The organism is Nocardia sp. NPDC059229 (genome assembly GCF_042754165.1).
Lineage (GTDB): Bacteria > Actinomycetota > Actinomycetes > Mycobacteriales > Mycobacteriaceae > Nocardia.
In genome coordinates, this window is sequence record NZ_JBHZAK010000001.1 from 54,698 (window position 1) to 78,521 (window position 23,824).

A 23,824-nucleotide genomic window follows, 5' to 3' on the forward strand; every position below is an offset into this window, starting at 1 on the left:
ATCCCTGCCGGGAGCGGCCGGAATGGCAGACTGACATTCGTCAGAACAACCCGGGGACCCGGTCATGGGCCTCGAGGAACGACGAAAGGGACGATGATGTCCGTATCCGATGCGGAAACCCCTGTGTACGGGTCTGCGGCGCCGAAGACTCCCACCCGGCGGAAGACGCGGGTGCAGCACCTGCAGCAGATGAAGCAGGCCGGTGAGCGCTGGTCCATGCTCACCGCATACGACTACTCCACCGCCCGGCTCTTCGAAGAGGCCGAGATTCCGGTCCTGCTGGTCGGCGATTCGGCCGCCAATGTGGTGTACGGCTACGACACCACGGTCGCGATCACCGTCGACGAGCTCATCCCGCTGGTGCGCGGCGTGGTGCGCGGGGCGCCGCACGCGCTGGTGGTGGCGGATCTGCCGTTCGGCAGCTACGAGTCCTCCCCCGAGCAGGCCCTGGCCACGGCCGTCCGCTTCATGAAGGAGGGCGGCGCGCACGCGGTGAAGCTGGAGGGCGGCGAGCGGGTGGCCGACACCATCCACAAGCTGACCGCCGCCGGTATTCCGGTGATGGCGCACATCGGGTTCACCCCGCAGAGCGTCAACACCCTCGGCGGGTTCCGGGTGCAGGGTCGCGGCGACGGGGCCGAGCAGCTCGTCGCCGACGCCATCGCGGTGCAGGAGGCCGGGGCCTTCTCGGTGGTCATGGAGATGGTGCCCGCCGAGCTGGCCGGGCAGGTCACCCGCAAGCTGACCATTCCGACCGTCGGCATCGGCGCAGGCGCGGAATGCGATGCGCAGGTGCTGGTCTGGCAGGACATGGTCGGCTACACCGGCGGCAAGACCGCCAAGTTCGTCAAGCAGTTCGCGGATGTGGGCGGTCAATTGCGTACCGCCGCAGCCACTTACGCCGACGAGGTGCGGCGCGGCGTGTTCCCGGGTCCGGAGCACAGCTACTGAGCCGCCCGGCCGCGCAGTGATCGAGGACGCCCCCGCGAGGACCGCGGGGGCGTTTCTTTCATAGCAATAGGCTATTGGAATCTATTCGCCGCCGATCATCTCGGTCCACTGCGAACTTTTGGTGGCAGACTCGGAAGCCAACGAGCTGGATCGACCAAAGGGAAGTTCATGGATCGTGGAACGAGTCGCTGGATTCGGCGGGCGCCGCTACTGGTCGCGGCGGTCGCCACCGTCGCATTGACCGCGGCCTGCGGGGGCAACTCCTCGACGGGCTCGACGCAGCCGCAGGGCTCCTCCTCACCGCTCTCCTCGACGCCGGGCAAACCGACCACCACGGGCGGACCGACCACGTCGGCGGGCAGTGGCTCGGGGCTGACCGTCTCCGATGAGGCGGCCAAGCAGCTGTGCGACCTGATGCGGCCGCAGCTGTCGGACTGGCGGGTGCAGACCCCGACCATGGACAAGATCTCGCTGAACGCGACCGTGATCCAGTGGGCGACCCAGAACGGCTTCCTGCTGCAGTTGCCGAGCAATCGGGGCCTGGTCGACCAGGTCACCACCAAGGCCTGTCCGGATGTGCGCGCTCAGGCCCTCTCCGCGATCGAGATCCCGGATCTGGCCTCGGGCCTGGCGGCCGGCTGATGCGCACCCTCTACCCGCCGATCGAGCCCTACGAGCAGGGCATGCTGGACGTCGGCGACGGCCAGCAGCTCTACTACGAGGTGAGCGGGAATCCGGACGGCAAGCCGGCGGTCTTCCTGCACGGCGGCCCCGGCGGCGGCACGTCGCCATATCACCGGCAGTTCTTCGATCCCGATGCCTACCGCATCGTCCTGTTCGATCAGCGGGGTTGCGGCCGGTCCACGCCGCACATCGCGGACGGGGCGAGCCTCGAGCACAACACCACCAGGCATCTGGTCGCCGATATCGAAAGGCTGCGAACGCATCTCGGCGTCGAGCAGTGGCTGGTGTTCGGCGGCTCCTGGGGTTCGACGCTCGCGCTGAGCTATGCGCAGGCCCATCCGGACCGGGTCACCGAACTGGTGCTGCGCGGGATATTCCTGTTGCGGCGCAAGGAAATCGATTGGTACTACAATGGCTCCGCGGGGTACGTGTACCCCGATGAGTGGGAGAAGTTCCTGGCGCCGGTGCCGGAAGCCGAACGCGGGCAGGACCTGATCGAGGTCTACCACCGCCTGCTGCACTCCCCCGATGCCGCCCTTGCCACCGACGCGGCCGTCGCGTGGTCCACCTGGGAGGGTGCCACGAGTTCCCTGCTGCCCCAACCGGAACGGGTCGCCGAAACCGCCGACCCGCGCTTCGCGCTGGCCTTCGCGCGCATCGAGAACCACTATTTCGTCAATCACGGCTTCCTCGACGAGGGGCAGCTGCTGCGCGACATCGGGCGTATCGCCGACATTCCCGGCGTCATCGTGCAGGGCCGCCACGACGTGGTGTGCCCGGCCACCAGCGCCTGGGATCTCCATCGGGCCTGGCCCGGTTCGGAATTGCACCTGGTGCCCGACGCCGGCCACGCCGCTCTCGAACCCGGCATCACCCACCATCTGGTGGAGGCCACGGACAAGTACAGGATGTAGATGAGTACCACAGCCGGTCCCGCATTGGTCGACGCCGTAGCCGCCGATGTGGACCGGCTGTGTACCGCCGAACCCGATGTGCGCCAGGACCTTCCGGATTCCGTGCACAAGATGCGGGTCGCCACCCGGCGACTGCGCAGCGTCCTCAGGTCCTACCGCCGGGTGCTGCGGCGCAAGCCGGTCGGCGAGATCACCGACGAATTGCGCTGGCTGGCAGGACTGCTCGGGGTGGCGCGCGACGCCGAGGTGCGGGCCGATCGGTTCGCCGCGCTGCTCGGCGACACCGGGGTGCCGTTCGACGAGCAGACCGTGCCGCTGGGCGAGAAATCCGCTCCCCGAAAGGATTTCGGCCAGCGACTGGTCGACGAGGAGCGCCGGTTCTACGCCGCGGCGCACCGGGCGGCGGTCGACGCCTTCGACAGCCGCCGCTACCGCAGCCTGGTGAAGCGCCTGCACCGGCTGATCGCCGACCCGCCGCTGCGCGCCTCGCACGCCGACGAGCCGGCCCAACCGGTCTTCGCCGGCGTGCTGCGCCACGACTTCCGGGAACTGCGCCGCCTGGTGCGCACGGAGCCCGGCCTGTCCGGGGAGGAACGCGTCGAGCGTCTGCACGATATCCGCAAGGCCGCCAAGCGATTGCGCTACTCGGCCGAGGCCGCCACCGAGGTGCTCGGCAAGCCCGCCGAGGAGCTCGGCAGGAAGGCCAAACGCCTGCAGGGTGTGCTCGGCGATCACCGGGACGCCGTGGAGGCCCTGGAAACCCTGCGCACCCACGCCTCCGAGGCCGGCGAGTCCGGCTACCAGCGGCTCTGCGATGCCGAGGAGGCGGCGGCCGCCAAGGCGCTCGAGGAGTACCCGGACGCGATCGAGTTCCTGCGCGAACAGCCGCTCGCTTGACCAGCGCCCGGCCGGCTAGTTGATGCGCATGCTCGCCGGGTCACCGTGGCCCCAGCCGCTGGGATGCGCCCCCTCGACCGCGGACACCGTTTCACCGTGGTGATGCCCGTTCGGGTCGTGCTGGTGCCCGTTCGAGTCGTGGTGGTCCCGGTGCGCGCCGTGCGGCATGATGCGGTCGATCCAGGCCAGCAGCACCGCCGAAACCACGAATGCCAGGTGGATGAGCACCGGCCACAGGTAGCGCGCACTGTGCGCGCCCGGATCGGTGTCGGTGGTGATGGAGATGAACGTCTTCAGCAGGTGGATCGAGGAGATGCCGACAATGGACATGGCCAGCTTCACCTTCAGCACATTGGCGTTCACCTGTGCCAGCCACTCCGGCTGATCCGGATGCCCGTCGATGCGCAGGCGCGACACGAAGGTCTCGTAGCCGCCGACGATCACCATGATCAGCAGGTTGGAGATCATGACCACGTCGATCAGCCCGAGCACCGACAGCATGATGCTGGTCTCGACATTGCCGTCGGCGAACAGCCCGTGCACCAGATCCCACAGCTCGCGCAGGAACTGCCACACGTACGCGGCCTGCGCCACGATCAGACCCAGGTACAGGGGTAGCTGCAGCCAGCGGCTGAGGAAGATGAAATAGCCCAGACTGCGCTGCTGGGCGGCCTCGGGGGAATTCGCGTTCGGGTATGGAAAAGCCATGGGACTCAATACAGCACGCGCGAAATCAAGCACCGATCAGTAATCGATCACGACCGCGGGCCCCGCTCGGGAATTGATGTCTTCCTGATCGATCGTTGATGTGCGCGCCGATAGGTTCGCCGCGTGCAACACGGAATTCAGCAGAAACGCCGCGGCCCGCTGTGGCTGGTCGCGATCGCGGCGGCGCTCATCGTGGGCCTGGTACTCGCGCTGTCCACCTACGAGGTGGGCCGGACGCGGGCGGAGGCCTCGCATCCCTTCGGCAATACAGCGGTCAGGGATCGGGTGGACCTGGGCATCTGGGTCGCCAAAATCGACCCGGTCACCCAGACCACCACCGTCGAGGTACTGGCTACCCCGCGTGGCGCGCTGGCGGACAAGAACGGCAATTTCGCCGCCGACACCCTCATCTACACCTCGGCGCTCAAGGCCGATCCGATCAAAATCAAGGCGGGCGAACCGATTTCCGCGGCCGAGGTGAAGGTCGTGGTGGAGGGCACACTCACCGACTACCCGTTCGACGCCTACGACGCGGTGCTGGCCTTCGATGTGTTCAGCGGCGACCGGCGCCTGCCCACCGCCGCTACCGTGGCCAGCGGGGACACGCTGTTCGCGGTGAGCGAGCAACCGGAATCCGGCGCCGACGACGGCATCGATCTCGGCTTGCACGCCGCCCGGTCCGTCCCGTCGCTGACCTTCGCCCTGTTCATCATGATCCTCATGCTGGGTCTGGCCCTGGCCGCGGCTATCGCCTGCTATTACGTCCTGGCCGGTAAGCGCGGTCTGATGTTCCCGGCCGTATCCATGATGGGCGCACTGCTTTTCGCGCTGGTGCCGTTGCGCAATGCGGTACCGGGCGGCGCACCGATCGGGTCGATCATCGATTTCACATCGTTCTTCATCGCGGAGGGCATCATCTCGGCGGCCCTGGTGGGCACCGTGATCGTCGGCTACCGCGTCGAAATGGCGAAGGAACGTGAGGAAGAAGCGGCCACGCAGCATCCGACCGAGCAATTCCGAATGCTAACGCCACAGCGGTGATTCACCATTCGGCGAGCGAACCGTCCCTGCGGTGCCAGATCGGATTGCGCCAGCGGTGCCCGGTCTCGGCGGCGCGGGCGACGGCACGCTCATCGATGCGGAGGCCGAGTCCGGGTTCGCGCGGCAGGCCGACGTAGCCGTCGCGGTAGTCGAAAACCGTGGGGTCGATCAGATAGTCGAGCAGGTCGGAGCCCGTGTTGTAGTGGATGCCCAGGCTCTGCTCCTGGATGAGCAGATTCGGGGTGGCGAAGCCGACCTGCAGGCAAGCGGCCAGGGCGATCGGACCGAGCGGGCAGTGCGGGGCCAGGGCGACATCGCGGGCCTCCGCCAGTGCGGCGATGCGCCGGACCTCGGAGATGCCGCCCGCGTGGGACAGGTCCGGCTGCACCACGGCCACACCGCGATCCAGCACCGGGAGGAAGTCCCACCGCGAATACAGCCGCTCGCCGGTCGCGATGGGAATGCTGGTGCCGCTGGTGATCTCGCCGAGGCGGTCACCGGCCTCCGGCACCAGCGGTTCCTCGACGAAGAACGGCAGGTACGGCTCGAGCAGGGGCAGCACGCGCCGTGCCATGGCGACGGACAGGCGGCCGTGGAAGTCGACGGCGATATCGAAGTCGTCGCCGGTCGCCTCCCGCACGGCGGCCACCCGGTCGACGATGTCGAGGGTCGCGCGGGGCGTGTCGATCGGCTCCAGTTCGGCCGAGGCGTTCATCTTGATCGCGGTGAAGCCCTGGGCCTTTCGCTCCCGCGCGGTGGCCACGACATCGGCGGGGCGATCGCCGCCGATCCAGCTGTAGACGCGGATCCGGTCGCGCACCGCACCGCCGAGCAGCTGCCACACCGGTACGCCGAGCGCCTTGCCGGTGATATCCCACAGGGCCTGGTCGATGCCCGCGACCGCGCTCGACAGGATGGGTCCGCCGCGGTAGAAGCCCCCCTTGGTGAGGGCCTGCCAATGTGCCTCGATGCTCATCGGGTCCTTGCCGACGAGGTAGTCGGACAGTTCTTCGACGGCGGCGGCCACGGTGTGGGCGCGGCCCTCGATCACGGGCTCGCCCCAGCCGGTGACGCCTTCGTCGGTGTCGATGCGCAGGAAGCACCAGCGCGGCGCGACCAGGTAGGTGGTGAGTGCGGTGATCTTCACCGGGATTCCTTTCGCACGCTCCAGCCACCGTCGACGACCAGGTTCGCGCCGGTGATGAAGGAGGCGTCGTCGGAGGCGAGGAAGGCGACCGCGGCCGCCACCTCCTCCGGCATGCCCAGCCGATCCAGCACCGTTGCCCGAGCGGATAATTCGCGCCCCTCGGCGTCCACGTCGTCCCACACGGGCGTCAGGATGGGTCCGGGCAGCACGGCGTTCACCCGCACCCGGTCCTGCCCGTACTCGACCGCCAGCTGCCGCACCAGGGCGGTCAGCCCGCCCTTGGCCGCGGCATAGACCGGATACCCGGGCAGCCCGAACTGAGCATGCACGCTGGATACCGCGACCACATTGCCACGCTGGGCCCGCAGGTCATCGATGAACGCCCGCACACCCAGGAACAGCGGCGTCAGATTGACCGCGAGCCCGTCGTCCCACTGCCGCCTGCTCAATTCGTGCGCCGGCACGATCGCCTGCCGAGAAGCATTGCTGCACAGGAAATCCAGGGGCCCGAACCGATCGTTCACCCGCGCCCGCAACGCGTCCCACGACTCCTCGAGCGTCACATCGCACCACTGGAATTCGGCCTGCGCCCCCATCGCCCGAATCTTCTCCGCCACCTCACGCCCACCGACCTGATCGATATCCGCGACGACGACCGCCGCCCCCTCGGCCGCCAGCCGCCGCGCCGTGGCCGCCCCGATCCCCGAGGCCGCCCCGGTGACGACCGCGACCCGGTCCATCAGACGACACATGCTCTTCCCCTTCGTCCTCATCGCTGAACATCGGCCCCATCGAGCAGCCCGAGCTCGTCCCGATAGGGCAGCCCCGCCCAATCCCCCGGCACCGACACCGCGAACGCGCCGCAGATGGACGCCAATCGCAAACGCTCCGAGACAGATCCGCCGTCCAGCAGCCCGGCCAGATACCCGGCGACGAACGCGTCCCCGGCACCGATGGGATCGACCGCGGTCACCGGCACGGCCCCCTCACGAAGCAGCGTCCCATCGGCCCAGGCCGCCGCGCCCTCGGCCCCGAGCTTGAGCACGACTTCCGAAGGACCCAGGGCCGCTAGCGATTCGGCCACCCACGTAAGATCCGTCAACGCGTCCGAGTCCGGCACCCACCGCACCGAGCTAGGATCGCTCGCACGAGCGTCCATCGGAATCCGCTGGCCTGTGCCATATTTCGCCGATACTGCCAGGGCAGCAGAGCCTCCGGTCGAGTTGTCGGCCGCCGCGTGCGAAAGCTCCGGGCGGCAACCACGCAGCAGCAAGGCCGCCTCGTCCGCGCCCGCGAAGAGGATGTCGGCTCGCGACGCCAGCTCGGCCAGCTCGGCCCCCGCTCGGGCCGGTGTCCACAGTGCGCGGCGATAGTTGACGTCCAGGGATATCGGGACGCCCGCGCCGGCTGCGGTGTCTACAGCAAGATCCACTGCAGCACAGGCTGAATCGCTCAGGGCGGGGGTGATTCCCGTGATGTGCAGGACGCCCGCGGCGGCGATCCGAGCGGTGTCGATCTCGTCCACCGACAGGCGGGAACCAGCCAGGCTACGCCGGTAGTAGGTGACCCGGGTCCGGTCGGCCGTGCGGCGCTCGCGCAGCATCAGCCCGCTCGGCAGCTCCGGATCGATGCGACAGCGCGCGACGTCCACTCCTTCGGCACGCAATCGTTCCAGGATCATCCGGCCCACGGCGTCCGCGCCCAGACTGCCGATCCAGGCGCTCTCATGCCCCAGCCGCCGTACGCCGACCGCGACGGTGGCCTCCGCCCCGGCGAAATCCAGCCGCATGGGCGCGCCGGGGGCCAGCGGACCGGGGTCGGTCGCCGCCACCACGCCGAGCGCCTCCCCGAGCGTTACCAGTCCGCCCCTCATGACAGCTGGTCCCGAACGGCGAGCACGCGCTCCCGCAGCGCGTCGAGATCACCACCGGCACAGGCGTCCCCGATGAGCGGCGATCCGATCCCCAGTGCCGCGGCCCCCGCATTCAGATACGCGCGGACCGCACCGAGCCCGATCCCACCGGTGGGCACCAGCGGAATATCGGGCAGCGGCGCACGAACAGCCTCGATGTACCCCGGCCCGCCCACGGCGGCCGGAAAGACCTTGACCATGGTGCTGCCCGCCGTCCACGCACGATGAATCTCGGTGGGCGTCAACGCACCCGAGACCACCGGCACACCGAGCCGACGACCCTCGGCGATCACCTCGTCGATCACCGCCGGGGTGATCAGGTACGCCGCACCCGCCTCGACCGCGAGCGCCGCATCCTTCGCGGTGAGCACGGTGCCCACTCCGATCGGATGCGCGAAGCCCGCGCATTCACGGACAGCCTCCAACGCCCCGGCGGACGTCAGCGTGAATTCCACCGCGGTGATACCGGATTCGTGCAGCGCCGCGGTCACCTCGGCGAACCTGTCGGCGGTCGGCGCACGCAGAATCGCGATGACCGGAATCTCCGGCCGCAACGGGTCGACGGATGCCGGATCCGCACGCGGTGTCTCATCGGGCATCGGCGGAGACCAGCCTCTCGTCTGCGAACGGCGTCGACGGCAGACCGGCCACTCCGGGAACGCAGGCGAACAGCCTGCCCGCGTGGGGTTCTCGTGCGGCGTGGTCCTCGGCCGCGGTGGTTATCACCAGAACATCCAGGTCGGGTCCGGCGAAGGTGCAGCTCGAGACCTGGGAGGGGCCGACTTCGACTGTGGTGTGGGGGTTGCCGGAGGGGTCGAAGGCGCGGACCTGGCCCGCACCCCAGACGGCGATCCAGACGTTGCCCTCGGCGTCCACGGTCAGGCCGTCCGGTTCGCCGTCGGGGAAGTGCGCGAATGGCCTGCCCTCGCTGAGGGTTCCGGTGTCGAGGTCGTAGTCGAAGGCGTCCACGCGGTGGGTGGGACTGTCCGCGTAGTAGAGGGTGTGGCCGTCGGGGCTCCAGCCGAGACCGTTGGAGATGGTCACGCCCGTGCGGAGGGTGGCCAGAGTGCCGTCCGGATCGAGGCGGTAGAGGGCGGCGCTGTCCGGCACCCCGTCTTCGGACATCGTGCCGGCGAGCAGTGTGCCGCGCGGGTCGACCTTGGCGTCGTTCAGGCGACGGCGCACTCCGTCGTCCGGGAGCGGCAGGGTGACAACCGGGCTGAGTGGCCGAGCGAATGTTCCGCCCGGAGACTTCTCGAACGAGCGCTCAGCGGCGACAGGACTGTCGACGCGGAAGATGGTGTCTCCCATCGTCGCCAGCAGTCCGCCGGAGGCGCACGGCAGTACCGCGCTGACCGGCGGGTCGAGGCTGATGGTCGCCCGGAGGGCGAGGTCGGGGGTGCTGCCGGTCAGGGTGGCGCGGTGGATGTGGCCGCCGCGGATGTCCACCCACAGCAGTTCCCCGGTGCGCGGGTCCCAGACGGGTCCCTCGCACAGGCGGCCGGGCGGGGGTTCGCACACGTGTGCCCTGAGAGTTCTCATGGTGAGCTCCGGCCGCTATGTCGGCAGTCCGACGGCGCGTTCGCCGCTGCGCCGCTGTTGGATTACCACGGCCGCGACCAGCAGCGAGCCCTGGGCGACGTTCTGCCAGAACGTATTGACGCCCACCACGTTCAGGCCGTTGTCCAGCGCGCCGAGCAGGATGACGGCGAGCAGCGTGCCGCCGACCGTGCCCTTGCCGCCCTTGAGGGCGCAGCCGCCCAGCGCCGCCGCGGTGATCGCCTTGAGTTCGAGGCCCTCGCTACCGGAGACCGGCTGACCGGATCCGGTGCGGGCGGTCAGGATGATGCCCGCGATGGCCGCGACCACGCCCGCCAGCATGTACACCGCGATGAGGTACTTGTTGATGTTGATGCCGGAAAGTCGTGCGGCCGTGTCGTTTCCGCCGATGGCGTAGATATTGCGTCCGATGTCGGTGTATTTCAGCAGCACGTGCACGCCCAGCGCGACCAGGCCGAGGACGATCACCGGCACCGGCAGCCCGAGGATCTTGCCGCGCGCCAGGAAGATGAACACATCGTTGTCGAGGACGAAGCCCTGCGCCTTGCCGCCCGAGATCAACTGGGCCAGACCCTTGTACGCGGCCAGCGTGGCCAGGGTCGCGATGACGGGGTTGACCCGGCCGTAGACGATGATGATGCCGTTCGCCAGGCCCAGCACCAGTCCGACACCGATCGCGGCCAGGATCCCGGCGAAGGCGTTGCTCCCGGCCGAGGTGAAGGCCATGGCGCTGACGACCGAGGCGACACCCGCCTGCGAGCCGACCGAGATGTCCAGGGCGCCACAGATGATCACCACGGTCTGCACGACGGCGAGCAGCCCGAAAACCGTGACCGCGTCACCGATTCCGGCGATATTGCGCGGATCCAGATAGCCGTCGTTGAGCCAGGCGAAGATCGCCACGACCACCACCAGCGCGCCGATCAGGCTGAGATTGCCGGTGCCGATGAACCGGATCACCCGGCGCGGGGTGAGTGCGGTCAAACCGCCGAGGTAGCGGGCGAATACGGGTGTCGGCGCGGAAACCGCTGTCTCCGTATTCATGTCGATTCGTTGGTCGGTCATGATTTCCTAAGGTCGCTGCGCGGTCAGGTCGTCAGCCATAGCCAGGGCGAGGATCGCCTCCTCGCTGGCGTCGGCGCGGTCCAGTTCGCCGGTGACGCGGCCCTGCTGCATGACGACGATGCGGTCGGCGAGGCCGAGGACTTCGGGGAGTTCCGAGGAGATGACCAGCACCGCTACACCGGACTCCGCCAGTTCCTCGATGATGTGGTAGATCTCGATCTTCGCGCCCACGTCGACGCCGCGCGTAGGTTCGTCCAGGATGAGCACGCTGGGTTTGCGGGCCAGCCAGCGCGCCAGCACCACCTTCTGCTGATTGCCGCCGGAGAGCTTGCGCACCTCCTGCTCGATCGAGGGCGTCCGGACCCGCAGCGACTCGACGTACCGGAGCGCGAGCGCGCGTTCCGCACCGCGGCGCACGAAACGCCAGTGCCGCAGACGATCCAGCATGGCGAGCGAAATATTGTCGCGCACACCGCGATGCAGCAGCAGCGCCTGCGCCTTGCGTTCCTCGGGCGCGTATCCCATTCCGGCCCTGACCGCGTCGCGCGGCTGGCGCAGCCGCACCCGGGTGCCATCGATCCGCACCTCCCCGGACCGGATCGGCAGGTCCCCGGCCAGCGCGCCCGCCAGCTCGGAGCGACCCGCGCCGACCAGCCCGGCCAGCGCCACCACCTCACCCGCGCGCACCCGCAGGCTCACGTCACGCACATCGTCGGTGGTCACGTGGTCCACCTCGAGCAGCACCCGCCCGAGTTCGGAATGCTTGCGTGCGAACACGGTCGAGAGATCCCGGCCGACCATCATCCGCACGATCTCCTGATCGTCGGTGCCGGCCGTGTCGCGCACGCCGACCAGCGCGCCGTCCCGCAGCACGGCCACCCGGTCGGCCAGCTGGAAGATCTCCCGCATGCGGTGCGATACATAGATCACGGCGAGGCCGCGGTCGCGCAGGCGGCCGATCAGCGCGAACAGTGATTCGGTCTCGTGATCCGACAACGAGGAGGTCGGTTCGTCGAAGGCGATGACCTTGGCGTCGGTGGTCAGTGCCCGCATGATCTCCACCAGCTGCCGTTGTGCCGCAGTCAGTTTCGAGCCGAGGGTGTCCGGATCCAGATCCCGGTCGAAGCCGAGCCGGGCGAGATCCGCGCGCACACGGGCCCGCAGTGCCGCGCGATCCAGCAGCCGGCCCACGCGGCGCGGCAGCGCGCCGAGGTAGACGTTCTCGGCGACCGAGACGTGCGGCACGATCTCCGGCTCCTGGCCGATCACCCGGATGCCCGCGGCGCGCGCCGCTGCGGGACTCGCCAATTCCAGTGGCACACCGTCGAGTTCGAGGGTGCCGCTGTCGGGACGATGGTCACCGCCGAGGATCTTGATGAGCGTGGATTTCCCCGCGCCGTTCTCCCCCATCAGCGCGGTCACCATTCCGGCGGGGAAGTCCAGGCTCACCTCGCGCAGCGCGGGCACGCCCGCGAAGCCCTTGGTGAGCCCGGAGACCCGCAGTCCCGTCAGCTGCACGTGACGCCTGCCTGCTGCCAGTTGGTGGCGTCCACCATCTTGGTCGGGGCGAATGCCTCGGCGGGCATGGACTTTCCGTTCTTCAGGTAGTCGTACATGGTCTGCACGGCCAGCGCGCCGACGTCCTTGCCATTGATGAACAGGGCCGCCTTGAAACCGGTGGGCTTGCCGCCGCGCCATTCCTTGCAGGCCAGATACGCGCCGAGGCCGACGCCGAGCACATTGTCGGCGGAGTAGCCGGCGTTCTGGATGGCCGCGACACCGCCGCTGACGTTCTCGTCGTTGCAGCCCATGACGATCCAGTTCTTGACCGAGCGATTGCCCGCGACAGTGGCGGAGATCTTGTTCTGCGCGTCCGACGGGGTGTTGTCGGTGCCGACCTCGATCACCTTGACGTCGGCGCCCGAAGCATCCTTGAAGGCCTTCTGATTCGCCTTCACCCGATCGGTGCAGACCGTCACGTCCTGCTTCCAGGCATCGACGATCGCGGTGTCCTCCGCCTTCCAGCCCGCCTTCTTGAAGTCCTCGCCCGCGCGGGTGCCGACCTCGGTTCCCATTTGCGTGCCACTGAATCCGACGCGCGGCACCAGATTGTCCTTGATGCAGGAGGCCGGATCCGGGCCATTGGTGCAGACCTGGTCGTCGGAGGTGAGCAGGGCGACGCCGCCCGACTTGGCCAGCTGCGCGACCTGCGGGCCGACCGAGGGATCCGGAACGACCACGATGACGCCATTGGCCTTCTGGTTCACCGCGTTCTGCACCTCGGTGACCGCCTTGTTGGCGTCATTGCCGAGGTTGACCACCTTCAGGTCGACGCCGAGTTCCTTGGCCTTGGCCTTGGCGCCGTCGGCCTCGCCGATGAAGTACTCCTGGTCGCCTTGCTTCTGGGCGTAGACGAGGTTGATCGTGCCCGAAGTGTGCTGCGGGCCTGCGTCGTTCGAGCCGGAATCCTTGCCCGACGAGCAGGCGGTCGCGGCCAGGGCCAGAGCGGCTCCGCAGACCAGCGCGCTGGTCCATCGGCGTCGGTGGGTCCAGGACATGAGCACTCCTAGGTGATCTGCCACACAGTAGGCATCGGTAGTGATGCCGGTTACAGTAGGACTTCGGATAACTGTTGTAAATAGTGTTGGCGGAAGTAGTCTCACGAAGAGCTCGGGTATCTTCGCGAGCAGCAGCGAAAGGAGCGGGCGAGGCCGTGTACCAGTTGACCGCGCGGGATATCAGGCGCCGCAACAGGTTCTGCGTACTGCAGGCGGTGTACGCCGCGGCAGGGCACACGAGCCGGCAGGAGATCGCACAGGCCACCGGGCTGTCGTTCGCGACGGTCGGCAATATGATCGCCGAACTCCTGGACGTGGGGGTGCTCGCCGAACTCGGCTACGAGGCAGCGGGAATCGGACGGCCGCGCGCCCAGCTCGCCATCAATCCGGACCGCGGCAGGCTGATCGGCGTCGATATCGCCGAAACCAGTATCCACGTGGACGTTTTCGACCTCGCAATGTCGGTGCTGCGGTCGAGTGAGATCCCGGTCGATCCCGCCGCGACCACGCCCGACGACATCGTCGAGCTCATCGCGGAGGGCATCGAGGAGGTCATGGCAGGCGATGCCGACAAGGTGCTCGGCATCGGCCTGAGCGTGCCCGGCCTGGTCGAACCCGAGACCGGGAAGTCGGTGTTCTCACCGTACTGGCACTGGCACGACGTCCCACTCAAAGCCCTGCTCGAACAGCGGCTACCGTATCCCCTCTACCTGGACAATCCGCTCAAAGCCAGTACCGCGGCGCAACTCTGGTTCGGCGCCGGCCGCGATGTCGACGACCTCATCGTCGTCACTCTCCGCGCGGGCGTCGGCATCGGCGTCGTCATCGACGGCATGCTCTACCGCGGCGTCACCAACAGCGCGGGTGAATGGGGCCACACCAACCTGGTCCTCGACGGCCGACCCTGCACCTGCGGCCGCAACGGCTGCGTCGAAGCCTATGTCAGCGCCCCCGGAATCTCCGCGACCCTCCGCGAAATCGATTCCGCGAGTGACCTTCTCGCCGACAACGCCGCCACCACCGTCGCGGCCGTGGCCACAGCCGCCGCCCGCGGCGACGAAACCGCCCACGCCGTAATCGAAAAGACCGGCCACTACCTGGGCGTGGCCATAGCCAACCTGGTCAACCTCTTCAACCCCCGCCGCATGGTCTTCGGCGACCTGGTCGCCCGCCAGCTCGGTACCCCACTACTGGAAGCCACCCGCCGCGCCGCCGCCCACCACGCCATGTCCGACCCCTTCGCGGCCGTGACCCTCGAACTCGACACCCTCCCCCACAACCCTTCCAGCCTCGGCGCGGCAACCTTCGCCCTGGAGGGATTCCTGGCCGACCGAGAAACCTTCACCTCCATAGCCACCCGCCGTGCCCGGCGAACCGACACCCCACCTCTGACCACGGCCTGACCACAGCCGCACCCCGCCGTTGGTTACCGCCTCATGCCTCAGGTCGAGGCACGGTCAGAGATGGTCGATCTCGGTGAGGTCGATGTCGATCTCGAACGGCACGGTCAGCTGAAGCCGATCGTGATGAATTCCGGTGAGCGCGTACGCACTTGTGGCCGGATCGAGCTCATAGACGTACACCACCGGGCGCCCGTCGACATTTTCGACGCGCCAGAAATGCGATATCCCGGCTCTGGCATACAGCTGAGGTTTGCGCTCTCGATCTCGTGTTCGCGATTCCGGCGAGACGATTTCGACGACCAGCACCACATCGTCGGCCTGGTATCCGGTGAGGCCGTGATCGCCGTCGCGATCTGCGCGTACGACGATCACGTCCGGCTCAGGGCGTTGGTCTCGGTCCAGGGTCACGGTCATCTCACCTCGGACCCGCATATCAGCTGGGACGTTCCGGCGCAGCCCTGCGTCGAGAAGGATATTCGCCAAGCGGTGGAACTTCGCTTGCGGGCTCACGAAGACGAGACTCCCGTCGATCAGCTCGGTGTGCGGCGGCAGGTCGGGCAAGCGGTCCAGATCCTCAGCGACGAATCCGCCCGGCGGCGGGCGCAACCACTGCGGAAACGGTTCGACGGTCATGTGTTCGAGTATGGCATCGAAGGCGCTGGTCCGGCGGGGTAGCCGAACATGACCGTGCGGGTCGTGGGGTCGGCCGCGGCGAGTCGCACTCGTACCGTCCCGCCTTCCGGGGGTGTGCCGGTGCACTTGGCGAGGACGGGTGGGTCGGCGATGAAGATTTCGGCGGGGCGGGTGCCGTTGGCTTCGCGGAGGACCACGGCGTCGAAGTCGGTGCCGAGGCGGGGCGACAGGACGGTGGCCTCGGTGAGGTCTACGCAGGCGCGTTCGACCTTGCCGGCCATGGCGTCGGTGCGGCGCATGGTGTCGGCGACGGCGGTGAGATCATCGCGGACCCAGTGCGGGACTTCGGTTTTCGCGCAGCGGGCCAGGCAGATCTCGGTGGCGTAGCGGTCGCCCAGGCGGCGCAGGGGGGCGGTCACGTGGGCGTAGGGTGCGCCGATCGCGCTGTGCTGCAGGGCTTCCGGGGCCTGGCCGTTCAGGATGGTGTAGGACGCGCCGCGCAGCAGGCCGGTGGCCTCGGACATAAGTACCAGGGCGGCGGGGGTATTGCAGTCCAGCGTGGCCAGCATGCGGCCCGCGGACTCGTCCCGCGGCCAGGACACCCCGACCGCGGCGGCGGTGTGGCGCATCGACTCGATGGCGGCCGGGGCGGGCGGTGGCATGGTGCGCAGCAAACCCGCGTGATCGGGGTTGCCGGACCCGTTCGATTTATAGCCATCGAGCATGATTCGGGCCGCGCACATGCCGGCCAGCAGGGAGACCTGTTCGTTCCAATCGTCGACGGCGGTGCGCGGTTCGACGGCGAGCTGCCAATGGTCGATTCCGGTTTGCTCGCCGTCGCGCACCACGATCTGCGCGGGGAGCCGCAGGGTGATCGCACCGCGCTCGATTCCGGCGTCGATGCGCAGGCGGCCGAACTCGGGCAGCGCCGCGAGGGACGGGTGCAGGCGGCCGGCGTCGGCGTCGGCCTGCACACCCTGATAGTCGAGGCGGACGCGGGAGCGCACCAGGGCGCGCGTCACCGTGTAGCGCACGGGCTCGGCGTGCGCGTCGCATTCGATGGTCCACAGCGCGACCGGGCGGTCCACGCCGGGCAGCAGGCTGGCACGGCCCTCGGACAGCACCGGCGGGTGCAGCGGAACGGTGCCGTCGGGAAAGTAGAAGGTCTGGCCGCGGGCCAGGGATTCGCGGGCCAGTTGCCCGCCGGGAACGACCATCGCGGCCACATCGGCGATGGCGTAGTAGAGCAGGAATCCACCGGCCGGGGTGCGCTCCAGATACAGCGCCTGATCCAGATCCATGGCGCCGGGGGGATCAATGGTGACCAGCGGAATCTCCCGCCGATCGACTCGGGCGCCCGCGAACGCGTCCACCGCGTCGCGGGCCTCCGAGACGGCCCCGGACGGGTAGTCCGAGGCCAATCCGAACTCAGCTCGGACGACGCCGAAGTCCACCGGCGCCGACACGATCCGCTGATGCAGTTCCACTGCGGAGACTGTCCCTACTGCAGGGCCAGCATGGTGCCGTTCAGCTCGTTGAACGGACCGTACACGGTGAACACCACGCGACCGTCCGGGTACTGGGACGACATCGCGGCCGCCGAGTCCAGAGCCTCCCCGAAGGACGCGGCCGAGGGATGCGGCAGGCCCGCGATCGCCTGCCCGATGTGGGTCTGCGCCACCCACACCGTGTCCGCGGGGGTGAGATCGACCTGCACCCCACCCGGCAGCGGGGTCACGGTGGCCGCCGAGGCGGAACCGGCACCCAGCACAGCGGTAGCGGCGGCAGCGAGAAGCGCACCGACTGCCAGTTTGCGAGCAATTCGCATTGAGACGAGACCTGCTTTCCGACGATTGTTGAGCCCTTCGCCCCGTTGCGGACCGCAACGGGAACTTTCCAACGCGCAACACTTTATGACGTCGATCACGTTCGGTGCCAGTTCGGAGCAGATAACCCGCTCGACACGCCGAGCCGCGCCGCTACACGCCGTGTGGCGCGTCGCAATTCTCATCCAACCCGTCGGTCCGCGCACGCGAACGGGAGAGCGACGTCGCTCACGCCGCTCTCCCGCCGGCCATTTCTCCGCCCGTGGTCGCGGGGTCTACTTTCCGCGCAGACCGTCCGGGAACTTGGCGCTGAAGAGCTTGAATCCGTATGCGATACCGAACAGCACCACGATGGCCGCCGGCTGAATCAGACCCGACATGACTTACTTCCTCATCTTCTTACCGCCGGTCGCGCCCGGACCCGGTGCCCGCGCTACGCCGACTCCTTGCCGCCGCCGAGTTCGCCGGCCGCGTTCGTGTTTTCCTGTGCATCGGGCTCTTCCAGCGGCGCACCAGGCCGATCCAGCGCCGCCAGCGCCTCCCGGATACCGGGCTGGGCCAGCGCCGACATCAGCTCACCGACGGCCGCGGCGCCCAGGGCCGGCTGCTCGGCGGCCGGCGTCGCCTCCTCGGGTTCGGGCATTGCCGCCGCCGGCGGCCGTCCGCTGCGCTCGAGGAATCGCAGCAACTCCACCGGGAATGGGAGCACCAGCGTCGAATTCTTTTCCGCCGCAACCTGAACCACAGTCTCCAGGAAACGCAGCTGCAGAGCGGCCGGGGCCTTCGACATATTGGCGGCGGCCTCGGCGAGCTTGTGCGACGCCTGGAGCTCGCCCTCCGCGGAGATGATGCGGGCACGGCGTTCACGTTCGGCCTCGGCCTGGCGAGACATGGAGCGCTTCAACGCATCCGGGAGCGCGACGTCCTTGATCTCGACGCGATCGATGTGCACGCCCCAGTTGATGGCCGGGCTGTCGATCATGAGCTCCAGGCCCTTGTTGAGCTGCTCCCGATTCGACAGCAGATCGTCGAGCTCACTCTTTCCGATGATCGACCGCAACGAGGTCTGCGCCACCTGGGCGACGGCGAACAGGTAGTCCTGCACCTCGACGAGGGCACGCCTGGGATCGATGACCCGGAAGTACACGACCGCGTCCACCCGGACGGTCACATTGTCCCGCGTGATTCCCTCCTGCGCGGGCACCGGCATGGTGATCACCTGCATGGAGATCTTCTGCATCTTGTCCACGCCCGGAATCAGCAGCCGTAATCCCGGCTCCCGTACCTCGCGCACCCGCCCCAGCCGGAATACCACCCCCTTTTCGTACTGCGCGACCACCCGCACCCCGGCCGCGAGTCCGATACCGGCAATCACCGCAAAGGCGGCGAGCCATCCCATCAACAGATACAGAACATCCATTGTTCGCTCCGCGAAACTATTTCCGCTCCACCGGAAATCCGATGGCGTGCCTCCATCATGGCACCGGAAGATCGCCCCCGCGACGCAAAACCTCACCAGACGAGCCACCCAAGGTTCGCGGCCCGGCTCGATTCTGGACTGCGGCTTGATAGACCTCCGCCTTGGAGCGGGGGAGCGAAGCGGAGGAGCGGAGGAGGGAAGAATCGAGCTTCCGGCTCCATAGACCTGCGCCTTGGCCGCGAACCCGCCGGAGCGGCAGCGGAGGCCAAAAATACGGGCGGACGAGTCGGTCTGTAAGCCGGATCCTGTCCCCGGTGGTTACCCACCGGGTGGCGACCATCCATCTGGACACACCGTTGCCGGGTGCCTCGAGCGGTCCACCCGCAGGCTCGGGCGAGCAGCCCTCGAACACCTGCGCAGCCGCACTCTCGCGAGTGCGGCCTTCGACCTTGCTCCGGGCGGGGTTTACCTAGCCGCACCGGTCACCCGGCGCGCTGGTGCGCTCTTACCGCACCGTTTCACCCTTACCGGCGGTGCACTTCTCGCGAAGTGCGGCCCACCGGCGGTCTGTTTTCTGTGGCACTGTCCCGCGGGTTGCCCCGGGTTGCCGTTAACAACCGCCCTGCTCTCCGGAGTCCGGACTTTCCTCGGCGAGGGGCGGCGGCACATGCGTGCCCGTTCCCTTCGCCGCGGCCGCCCGACCGACTCGTCCGCGGCCACCAGGGTACGGTAGGGCCCCATGGAGCGTGTGGAGGTGGGGTTCCCTTCGGGTGGCGAGCAGTGCGCCGCATGGCTGTATCTCCCGGATGGACCGCCCAAGCCGCGCCCGCTGGTGGTCATGGGTCACGGGCTGGGGGCGGACCGGGAAATGGGGTTGGACCGGTATGCCCGGCGGTTCGCATCGGCGGGAATCGCGGCCCTGGCCTTCGACTATCGGCATTTCGGGGCCAGCGGCGGTGAGCCCCGGCAGGTGATCAATATCGCCCGGCAGCGCGCGGACTGGCATGCGGCCATCGCCTTCGCGCGCACTGTCCGGGGGATCGACGCCACGCGAATCGCACTGTGGGGCAGTTCATTCGGTGGCGGGCACGTGCTGGCGGTCGCGCCCGACGATCACTACATCGCGGCCGTGGTGGCGCAGTGCCCGTTCACCAGCGGCCGGTCCTCGGCACTGGCGAAGGGGCCGATCAGCCTGATCAAGACCGGCACGCTGGCGGTCACGGATCAGGTTGTGGGACCGATCATCCGGCGCCCGATCAATGCCCGGCTGGCGGGCAAGAAGCATTCCGCGGCACTGATGAGCGCCGCCGACGTGCCTGCCGGTTTCGGCCGCCTGGCCGAGGAGAGTGGGCAGTACCGGCCGAAGGTGGCGGCCCGCGTCGCCCTGTCGACGCTGTTCGACAATCCCATCCGGCACGTCAAGGACATCAAAGCGCCGGTGCTGTACGCGATCTGCGACAACGACTCGGTGGCCCCGGCCGGCCCGACGCTCAAGGCCGCGGAGCGCACCAAGCACGCCACCGTGAAGCGTTACCCCATCGGGCACTTCGAGATCTACTTCGACGACTGGTTCGAGAAGGCCGTCTACGACCAGACCGAGTTCCTGATGGCCACGCTGCGTCCCTGAACCCCGGTGGGGCGCAGGGGTTCAGAGGTACGAGGTGTCGTTGACCAGGCGCACCGAGGAACCGCCGTCCGGATAGAACTCGGCGATGGACAGCGACGCCAGATCCAGGTGCAGCCGGTACAGCAGCGAGGGACCCACCCCGAGCGCCAGCTGCAGCAGCGTCTTGATCGGTGTGACATGGCTGACCACAAGCACATTCGCGCCCGGATACAGCGCCACCAGATCCCGCCGCGCCGCCTCGACCCGCTCCCGCACCTGGTCGAAGCTCTCGCCACCGGGCGCCGGAATCGACGGATCCCCCAGCCAGCGGCCGTGCAGCTCCGGATCCCGCTCGCGGGCCTCCGGGAAGGTCATCCCTTCCCACGCACCGAAATCCGTCTCGGTCAACCCGTCCAGCACCCGCACCGGCAGTCCGAGCGCCCGGCCCGCCGCCTCGGCGGTCTCCTTGGCCCGCCCCAGCGGGGAGCACACGATCGCCTCGATCCCGCCCTTGCGCGCCAGCATGGCCGCCGCGTTGGCCGCCTGCTCCTGCCCGAGCGCGGTCAGCGGCGGATTTCCCCGCCCCGAATACCGCCGCTGCACAGAGAGTTCCGTCTGCCCGTGCCGGAGCAGCAGCAGCCGGGTCGGCCGTCCCACGGCACCGGTCCATCCGGGCGAGTGCGCGGTGCTCCCCGCAGCGGACCCACCGGTTTCCGGTACTTCGACGACACCGCCCGCGACCGCTGCGGCGATTTCCCCTACCGCCGAACCGCTTTCGACCGCCGCGGTTCCGGCGGCCCGATCGTTCGCCAGCGCGGTGCGGACTTCGGCGACCGTATCGGCGTCGTCCATGGCCTCATTGGCCAGGCGGTCGGCGTGCGAGTTCTCCTTGCGCGGAATCCAGGTGAAGCTCACCCGATCGAACCCGGCGACCAGCCGCCGCGCCCGATCGGCCAGCGGAATCATGGCCTCGTGCTTGACCTTCCACCGCCCGGACATCTGCTCCACGACCAGCTTGGAGTCCATCCGCACGGAAACCTCACGCGCGCCGAGCTCGGCCGCGGCTTCCAAACCCGCTATCAGCCCGCGATATTCGGCGACATTGTTGGTGGTGACCCCGAGGAACTCCTTGCGCTCGGCCAGCACCCGCACCCGCTCGGCATCCCACACCACCGCGCCGTAACCGGCAGGCCCCGGGTTGCCGCGCGATCCGCCGTCGGCCTCGACGATCACCAAGTCCACCAACGCTTCTCACCCTTCATATCGTCCGTCATCCCGCTCGCCGCGTGCTGCCGCGGCCACTCGTCCACGGCGGGCCCGGCTCAGCCGGTGCCAGCTGCCGCACCCGCGGCGGTTGCGGCCGCCGACCTCGACGAACTGCCGCACCATGAATCCTTGCGGTCGCCGATCGAGCTCATCACATCAGCTCGGCGGAACGCCGTCGAGACATTCCGGCATTGCCGCGCGCGCCGATCAGCGGTGCGCGGCGGGTTGTTACAGGCCGGACTGCTTGGTACGCACCAGGATCGCGCCGCATTCGGGGCAGCGGACCACCACGTCGGGGGCGGTCTGGGAGATGCGGGAGATCTCGCCGCGGTCGAGTTCGATGCGGCAGGCGCCGCAGCGGCGGGCCTGGAGCAGGGCGGCGCCGACGCCGTAGGTGGTGCGCTGCTTGTCGTAGGTGGTGAGCAGCTCGGCGGGGAAGGAGTTGGCGAGGGCCGCGCGGTCGGAGTCGCAGCGCTGCTGGGCGACGTCCAGGTCGGCGACCGCGTCGTCGCGACGGCGCTCGGCGTCGACCAGGTCGGCCTCGGCCTGGTCCAGGTTGGCGCCGGCGTGGTCGTGGTCGGCGGCGGCGGCCTCGCGACGCTCCATCACCTCGATGAGGTCGTCCTCGAGGACCGTGCGGCGGCGTTCCAGGCTTCCCAGTTCATGCTGCAGTTCGGAGAGCTGCTTGGCCCCGACCGACCCGGCGGTGAGCATGCCGCGGTCGCGGTCCTCGCGCTTGCGGACGGCCTCGATCTCGCCCTCCAGCTTGCGGATGTCGCGGTCCAGGTCGTCGATGAGGATCTCGACCTTCACCGCCGCGTCCTTGCGGGTGGTGCGCTCCCCTTCCAGCCGCGCCACCTCCTGCTGCTCGGGCAGCACCTTGCGGCGATGCTCGATCCGTGTCAGCTCGGCATCGACAGCGGCGAGGTCGAGCAGCTTGGCCTGGATCGATGGTTCGGCATTCAACGCGAAGGTCTCCTGAACGCTATGGACGAGTAAGACTCCCACCGTACCCGCCCGCGCGCATCCGAACCGCCAACACCGCCTGGAGCTGGACAAACGATCCGGTCGCGCGGTCAGCAGCCGGCCGCGCCGAGGGTCCACGGGTCGGTGCGCAGCGTCGAGACGCGGGTCTCGAGGCCGGGCAGTGCGGTGCGCACCACACCTTCGGCCTGCGCGCACCAGGGGAACTCGGTGGCCCAGTGGGCGGCGTCGATCAGGGCTGGGCCACCCGCGCGCAGGTGCTCGTCGGCCGGGTGGTGGCGCAGGTCGGAGGTCACGTAGGCATCGACGCCGAGGCGGGAAACCTTGCCCAGGAACGAATCTCCCGCGCCGCCGCACACCGCGACGGTGCGGATGACGCGGTCCGGGTCCCCCGCGGCACGCACGCCCCAGGTGGTGGCGGGCAGGCCGGCGCGGACGCGAGCGGTGAACTCGCGCAGGGTTTCCGGGGCGGGCAGCTCGCCGACGCGGCCGATGCCCAGGCCGGAGGGCAGCGCGGCGCGCTCGGTCACGTGATAGAAGGGTTCCTCGTACGGATGCGCGGCCCGGAGGGCGGCCAGCATGGCGGCGCGCCGGGACGGCGGGGCGACCACCTCGAGGCGGTCCTCGGTGACCTCGTGCAGCTCACCGACCGCACCCAGGGCCGGATTCGCGCCGTCGAGGGGCCGGAACTGTCCGGTGCCCGCGACCGTCCACGCCGCGTCGGAGTAGGTCCCACTGCTGCCCGCGCCCGCGGCGAACAGGGCGTCGAGCACTTCGTCGCGGTGCGTGACGGGCACCGCCACCACCCACTTGTCCAGGGCGGTCCAGGGTTTCGGATCCAGCGGCCCGGTCACGGTCAGCCCGATGGCGTGCGCCAGCGCGTCCGAGACCCCCGGGTCGGCGGAGTCGGCATTGGTGTGGGCGGTGAACAGCGCGCATCCGGAGCGGATGAGCCGGTGCAGCAGCGCGCCTTTCGGTGTATTGGCCGCGACGGTGTCCACGCCGCGCAGCAGCAGCGGATGGTGCACGACCAGCGCCTGCGCACCCCACTCGATCGCCTCGTCCACGACCGCGCCGGTGGCGTCGACCGCGAACAGCACGCGCGACACCGGCTCGTCCGGATCACCGGCCACCAGCCCCACCGAATCCCAGGATTCGGCCAGCCGGGGCGGGTACGCCGCATCCAACGCCGCCATGAGATCCGCCAGCCGCACCGTCGTCACCACAACCGAACCTCCTGTTCGCTCAC

The 23,824-nt window shown here is 68.9% G+C and carries 23 protein-coding genes and 1 other RNA gene; 7 read left to right on the forward strand and 17 right to left on the reverse strand.

The window, feature by feature from the left end; translation table 11 throughout:
- Window positions 1-96: 96 nt before the first annotated feature.
- From panB to ACFXHE_RS00245, 4 genes are all read left to right on the forward strand, one after another.
- Window positions 97-951, forward strand: a complete 855-nt coding sequence (gene panB / locus ACFXHE_RS00230) for a 3-methyl-2-oxobutanoate hydroxymethyltransferase (RefSeq protein ID WP_364615871.1) — start codon at window positions 97-99, stop codon at window positions 949-951.
- Between the two features lie 168 nt (window positions 952-1,119).
- Window positions 1,120-1,593 (forward strand): hypothetical protein, encoded by a 474-nt coding sequence (locus tag ACFXHE_RS00235; protein ID WP_379378332.1) that lies wholly within the window; start codon window positions 1,120-1,122, stop codon window positions 1,591-1,593.
- Window positions 1,593-2,549: a prolyl aminopeptidase gene (pip, locus tag ACFXHE_RS00240; protein ID WP_379378334.1), complete on the forward strand. Its 957-nt coding sequence runs from the start codon at window positions 1,593-1,595 to the stop codon at window positions 2,547-2,549. The genes ACFXHE_RS00235 and pip overlap by 1 nt, the downstream gene beginning before the upstream one ends.
- Window positions 2,550-3,446 (forward strand): CHAD domain-containing protein, encoded by an 897-nt coding sequence (locus ACFXHE_RS00245; RefSeq protein WP_379378336.1) that lies wholly within the window; start codon window positions 2,550-2,552, stop codon window positions 3,444-3,446.
- Between the two features lie 15 nt (window positions 3,447-3,461).
- Here the strand turns inward: ACFXHE_RS00245 and ACFXHE_RS00250 are convergent, their stop codons facing one another.
- Entirely contained in the window at window positions 3,462-4,154 is a 693-nt protein-coding gene (locus ACFXHE_RS00250) for a TIGR00645 family protein (RefSeq protein WP_379378338.1), read from the reverse strand.
- A gap of 123 nt (window positions 4,155-4,277) precedes the next feature.
- Here ACFXHE_RS00250 and ACFXHE_RS00255 point away from each other — a divergent pair, with 123 nt between their 5' ends.
- A complete protein-coding gene (locus ACFXHE_RS00255; RefSeq protein WP_379378340.1) occupies window positions 4,278-5,195 on the forward strand; it encodes a DUF4436 family protein in 918 nt (305 codons plus the stop codon).
- A gap of 1 nt (window position 5,196) precedes the next feature.
- On the opposite strand, the gene dgoD is transcribed toward ACFXHE_RS00255, so the two are convergent.
- Genes dgoD through ACFXHE_RS00295 form a run of 8 tightly spaced genes read right to left on the reverse strand, consistent with a single transcriptional unit; the run spans window position 5,197 to window position 13,437 of the window.
- Window positions 5,197-6,342: a galactonate dehydratase gene (gene dgoD / locus ACFXHE_RS00260; protein ID WP_379378341.1), complete on the reverse strand. Its 1,146-nt coding sequence runs from the start codon at window positions 6,340-6,342 to the stop codon at window positions 5,197-5,199.
- Window positions 6,339-7,094 (reverse strand): SDR family NAD(P)-dependent oxidoreductase, encoded by a 756-nt coding sequence (locus ACFXHE_RS00265; protein ID WP_379378343.1) that lies wholly within the window; start codon window positions 7,092-7,094, stop codon window positions 6,339-6,341. The genes dgoD and ACFXHE_RS00265 overlap by 4 nt, the downstream gene beginning before the upstream one ends.
- A 17-nt stretch (window positions 7,095-7,111) precedes the next feature.
- Window positions 7,112-8,215, reverse strand: coding sequence for a sugar kinase (locus ACFXHE_RS00270; RefSeq protein WP_379378345.1), 1,104 nt, complete (start codon window positions 8,213-8,215; stop codon window positions 7,112-7,114).
- Entirely contained in the window at window positions 8,212-8,853 is a 642-nt protein-coding gene (locus tag ACFXHE_RS00275) for a bifunctional 4-hydroxy-2-oxoglutarate aldolase/2-dehydro-3-deoxy-phosphogluconate aldolase (RefSeq protein ID WP_379378346.1), read from the reverse strand. The genes ACFXHE_RS00270 and ACFXHE_RS00275 overlap by 4 nt, the downstream gene beginning before the upstream one ends.
- Window positions 8,843-9,796 (reverse strand): SMP-30/gluconolactonase/LRE family protein, encoded by a 954-nt coding sequence (locus ACFXHE_RS00280; protein ID WP_379378348.1) that lies wholly within the window; start codon window positions 9,794-9,796, stop codon window positions 8,843-8,845. The genes ACFXHE_RS00275 and ACFXHE_RS00280 overlap by 11 nt, the downstream gene beginning before the upstream one ends.
- Window positions 9,797-9,811: 15 nt before the next feature.
- A complete protein-coding gene (locus ACFXHE_RS00285; protein WP_379378350.1) occupies window positions 9,812-10,879 on the reverse strand; it encodes an ABC transporter permease in 1,068 nt (355 codons plus the stop codon).
- A 6-nt stretch (window positions 10,880-10,885) separates the two neighbouring features.
- A complete protein-coding gene (locus ACFXHE_RS00290) occupies window positions 10,886-12,397 on the reverse strand; it encodes a sugar ABC transporter ATP-binding protein (protein WP_379378352.1) in 1,512 nt (503 codons plus the stop codon).
- Window positions 12,388-13,437, reverse strand: coding sequence for a substrate-binding domain-containing protein (locus ACFXHE_RS00295; RefSeq protein ID WP_379378354.1), 1,050 nt, complete (start codon window positions 13,435-13,437; stop codon window positions 12,388-12,390). Before ACFXHE_RS00295 ends, ACFXHE_RS00290 begins: the two co-directional genes overlap by 10 nt.
- Before the next feature lie 155 nt (window positions 13,438-13,592).
- Between ACFXHE_RS00295 and ACFXHE_RS00300 the strand changes: the two genes are divergently transcribed.
- Window positions 13,593-14,840: an ROK family protein gene (locus ACFXHE_RS00300; RefSeq protein ID WP_379378356.1), complete on the forward strand. Its 1,248-nt coding sequence runs from the start codon at window positions 13,593-13,595 to the stop codon at window positions 14,838-14,840.
- Window positions 14,841-14,894: 54 nt separating this feature from the next.
- Here the strand turns inward: ACFXHE_RS00300 and ACFXHE_RS00305 are convergent, their stop codons facing one another.
- From ACFXHE_RS00305 to rnpB, 5 genes are all read right to left on the reverse strand, one after another.
- The gene (locus ACFXHE_RS00305) at window positions 14,895-15,473 is read right to left on the reverse strand and encodes a Uma2 family endonuclease (protein WP_379378358.1); all 579 of its coding nucleotides are present in this window, start codon (window positions 15,471-15,473) and stop codon (window positions 14,895-14,897) included.
- Window positions 15,470-16,960 carry an RNB domain-containing ribonuclease gene (locus ACFXHE_RS00310; RefSeq protein WP_379378359.1) on the reverse strand — a complete coding sequence of 497 codons (1,491 nt, stop codon included), beginning with the start codon at window positions 16,958-16,960 and terminating at the stop codon, window positions 15,470-15,472. Before ACFXHE_RS00310 ends, ACFXHE_RS00305 begins: the two co-directional genes overlap by 4 nt.
- 14 nt (window positions 16,961-16,974) lie before the next feature.
- Window positions 16,975-17,301, reverse strand: coding sequence for a hypothetical protein (locus ACFXHE_RS00315; RefSeq protein WP_354838327.1), 327 nt, complete (start codon window positions 17,299-17,301; stop codon window positions 16,975-16,977).
- A gap of 431 nt (window positions 17,302-17,732) precedes the next feature.
- A complete protein-coding gene (locus ACFXHE_RS00320) occupies window positions 17,733-18,719 on the reverse strand; it encodes a slipin family protein (protein WP_379378362.1) in 987 nt (328 codons plus the stop codon).
- Window positions 18,720-18,997: 278 nt separating this feature from the next.
- An RNA gene (gene rnpB / locus ACFXHE_RS00325) (RNase P RNA component class A) lies at window positions 18,998-19,428 on the reverse strand.
- A gap of 30 nt (window positions 19,429-19,458) precedes the next feature.
- On the opposite strand from rnpB, the gene ACFXHE_RS00330 reads away from it, so the two are divergent.
- Entirely contained in the window at window positions 19,459-20,346 is an 888-nt protein-coding gene (locus ACFXHE_RS00330; RefSeq protein WP_379378364.1) for an alpha/beta hydrolase, read from the forward strand.
- Between the two features lie 21 nt (window positions 20,347-20,367).
- On the opposite strand, the gene ACFXHE_RS00335 is transcribed toward ACFXHE_RS00330, so the two are convergent.
- The 3 genes from ACFXHE_RS00335 to ACFXHE_RS00345 form a co-directional block, all read right to left on the reverse strand.
- The gene (locus tag ACFXHE_RS00335; RefSeq protein ID WP_379380304.1) at window positions 20,368-21,567 is read right to left on the reverse strand and encodes a bifunctional RNase H/acid phosphatase; all 1,200 of its coding nucleotides are present in this window, start codon (window positions 21,565-21,567) and stop codon (window positions 20,368-20,370) included.
- A 252-nt stretch (window positions 21,568-21,819) separates the two neighbouring features.
- Window positions 21,820-22,557 (reverse strand): zinc ribbon domain-containing protein, encoded by a 738-nt coding sequence (locus ACFXHE_RS00340; RefSeq protein ID WP_379378366.1) that lies wholly within the window; start codon window positions 22,555-22,557, stop codon window positions 21,820-21,822.
- 110 nt (window positions 22,558-22,667) lie between these two features.
- The gene (locus ACFXHE_RS00345) at window positions 22,668-23,798 is read right to left on the reverse strand and encodes a Nif3-like dinuclear metal center hexameric protein (RefSeq protein WP_379380306.1); all 1,131 of its coding nucleotides are present in this window, start codon (window positions 23,796-23,798) and stop codon (window positions 22,668-22,670) included.
- Window positions 23,799-23,824 lie beyond the last annotated feature (26 nt).

Coding starts and splice junctions, on each gene's coding strand:
- panB (WP_364615871.1), top strand. CDS start 97: ATGTCCGTATCCGATGCGGAAACCCCTGTGTACGGGTCTGCGGCGCCG.
- ACFXHE_RS00235 (WP_379378332.1), top strand. CDS start 1,120: ATGGATCGTGGAACGAGTCGCTGGATTCGGCGGGCGCCGCTACTGGTC.
- pip (WP_379378334.1), top strand. CDS start 1,593: ATGCGCACCCTCTACCCGCCGATCGAGCCCTACGAGCAGGGCATGCTG.
- ACFXHE_RS00245 (WP_379378336.1), top strand. CDS start 2,550: ATGAGTACCACAGCCGGTCCCGCATTGGTCGACGCCGTAGCCGCCGAT.
- ACFXHE_RS00250 (WP_379378338.1), bottom strand. CDS start 4,154: ATGGCTTTTCCATACCCGAACGCGAATTCCCCCGAGGCCGCCCAGCAG.
- ACFXHE_RS00265 (WP_379378343.1), bottom strand. CDS start 7,094: ATGTGTCGTCTGATGGACCGGGTCGCGGTCGTCACCGGGGCGGCCTCG.
- ACFXHE_RS00270 (WP_379378345.1), bottom strand. CDS start 8,215: ATGAGGGGCGGACTGGTAACGCTCGGGGAGGCGCTCGGCGTGGTGGCG.
- ACFXHE_RS00275 (WP_379378346.1), bottom strand. CDS start 8,853: ATGCCCGATGAGACACCGCGTGCGGATCCGGCATCCGTCGACCCGTTG.
- ACFXHE_RS00280 (WP_379378348.1), bottom strand. CDS start 9,796: ATGAGAACTCTCAGGGCACACGTGTGCGAACCCCCGCCCGGCCGCCTG.
- ACFXHE_RS00285 (WP_379378350.1), bottom strand. CDS start 10,879: ATGACCGACCAACGAATCGACATGAATACGGAGACAGCGGTTTCCGCG.
- ACFXHE_RS00295 (WP_379378354.1), bottom strand. CDS start 13,437: ATGTCCTGGACCCACCGACGCCGATGGACCAGCGCGCTGGTCTGCGGA.
- ACFXHE_RS00305 (WP_379378358.1), bottom strand. CDS start 15,473: ATGACCGTCGAACCGTTTCCGCAGTGGTTGCGCCCGCCGCCGGGCGGA.
- ACFXHE_RS00315 (WP_354838327.1), bottom strand. CDS start 17,301: ATGCGAATTGCTCGCAAACTGGCAGTCGGTGCGCTTCTCGCTGCCGCC.
- ACFXHE_RS00320 (WP_379378362.1), bottom strand. CDS start 18,719: ATGGATGTTCTGTATCTGTTGATGGGATGGCTCGCCGCCTTTGCGGTG.
- ACFXHE_RS00330 (WP_379378364.1), top strand. CDS start 19,459: ATGGAGCGTGTGGAGGTGGGGTTCCCTTCGGGTGGCGAGCAGTGCGCC.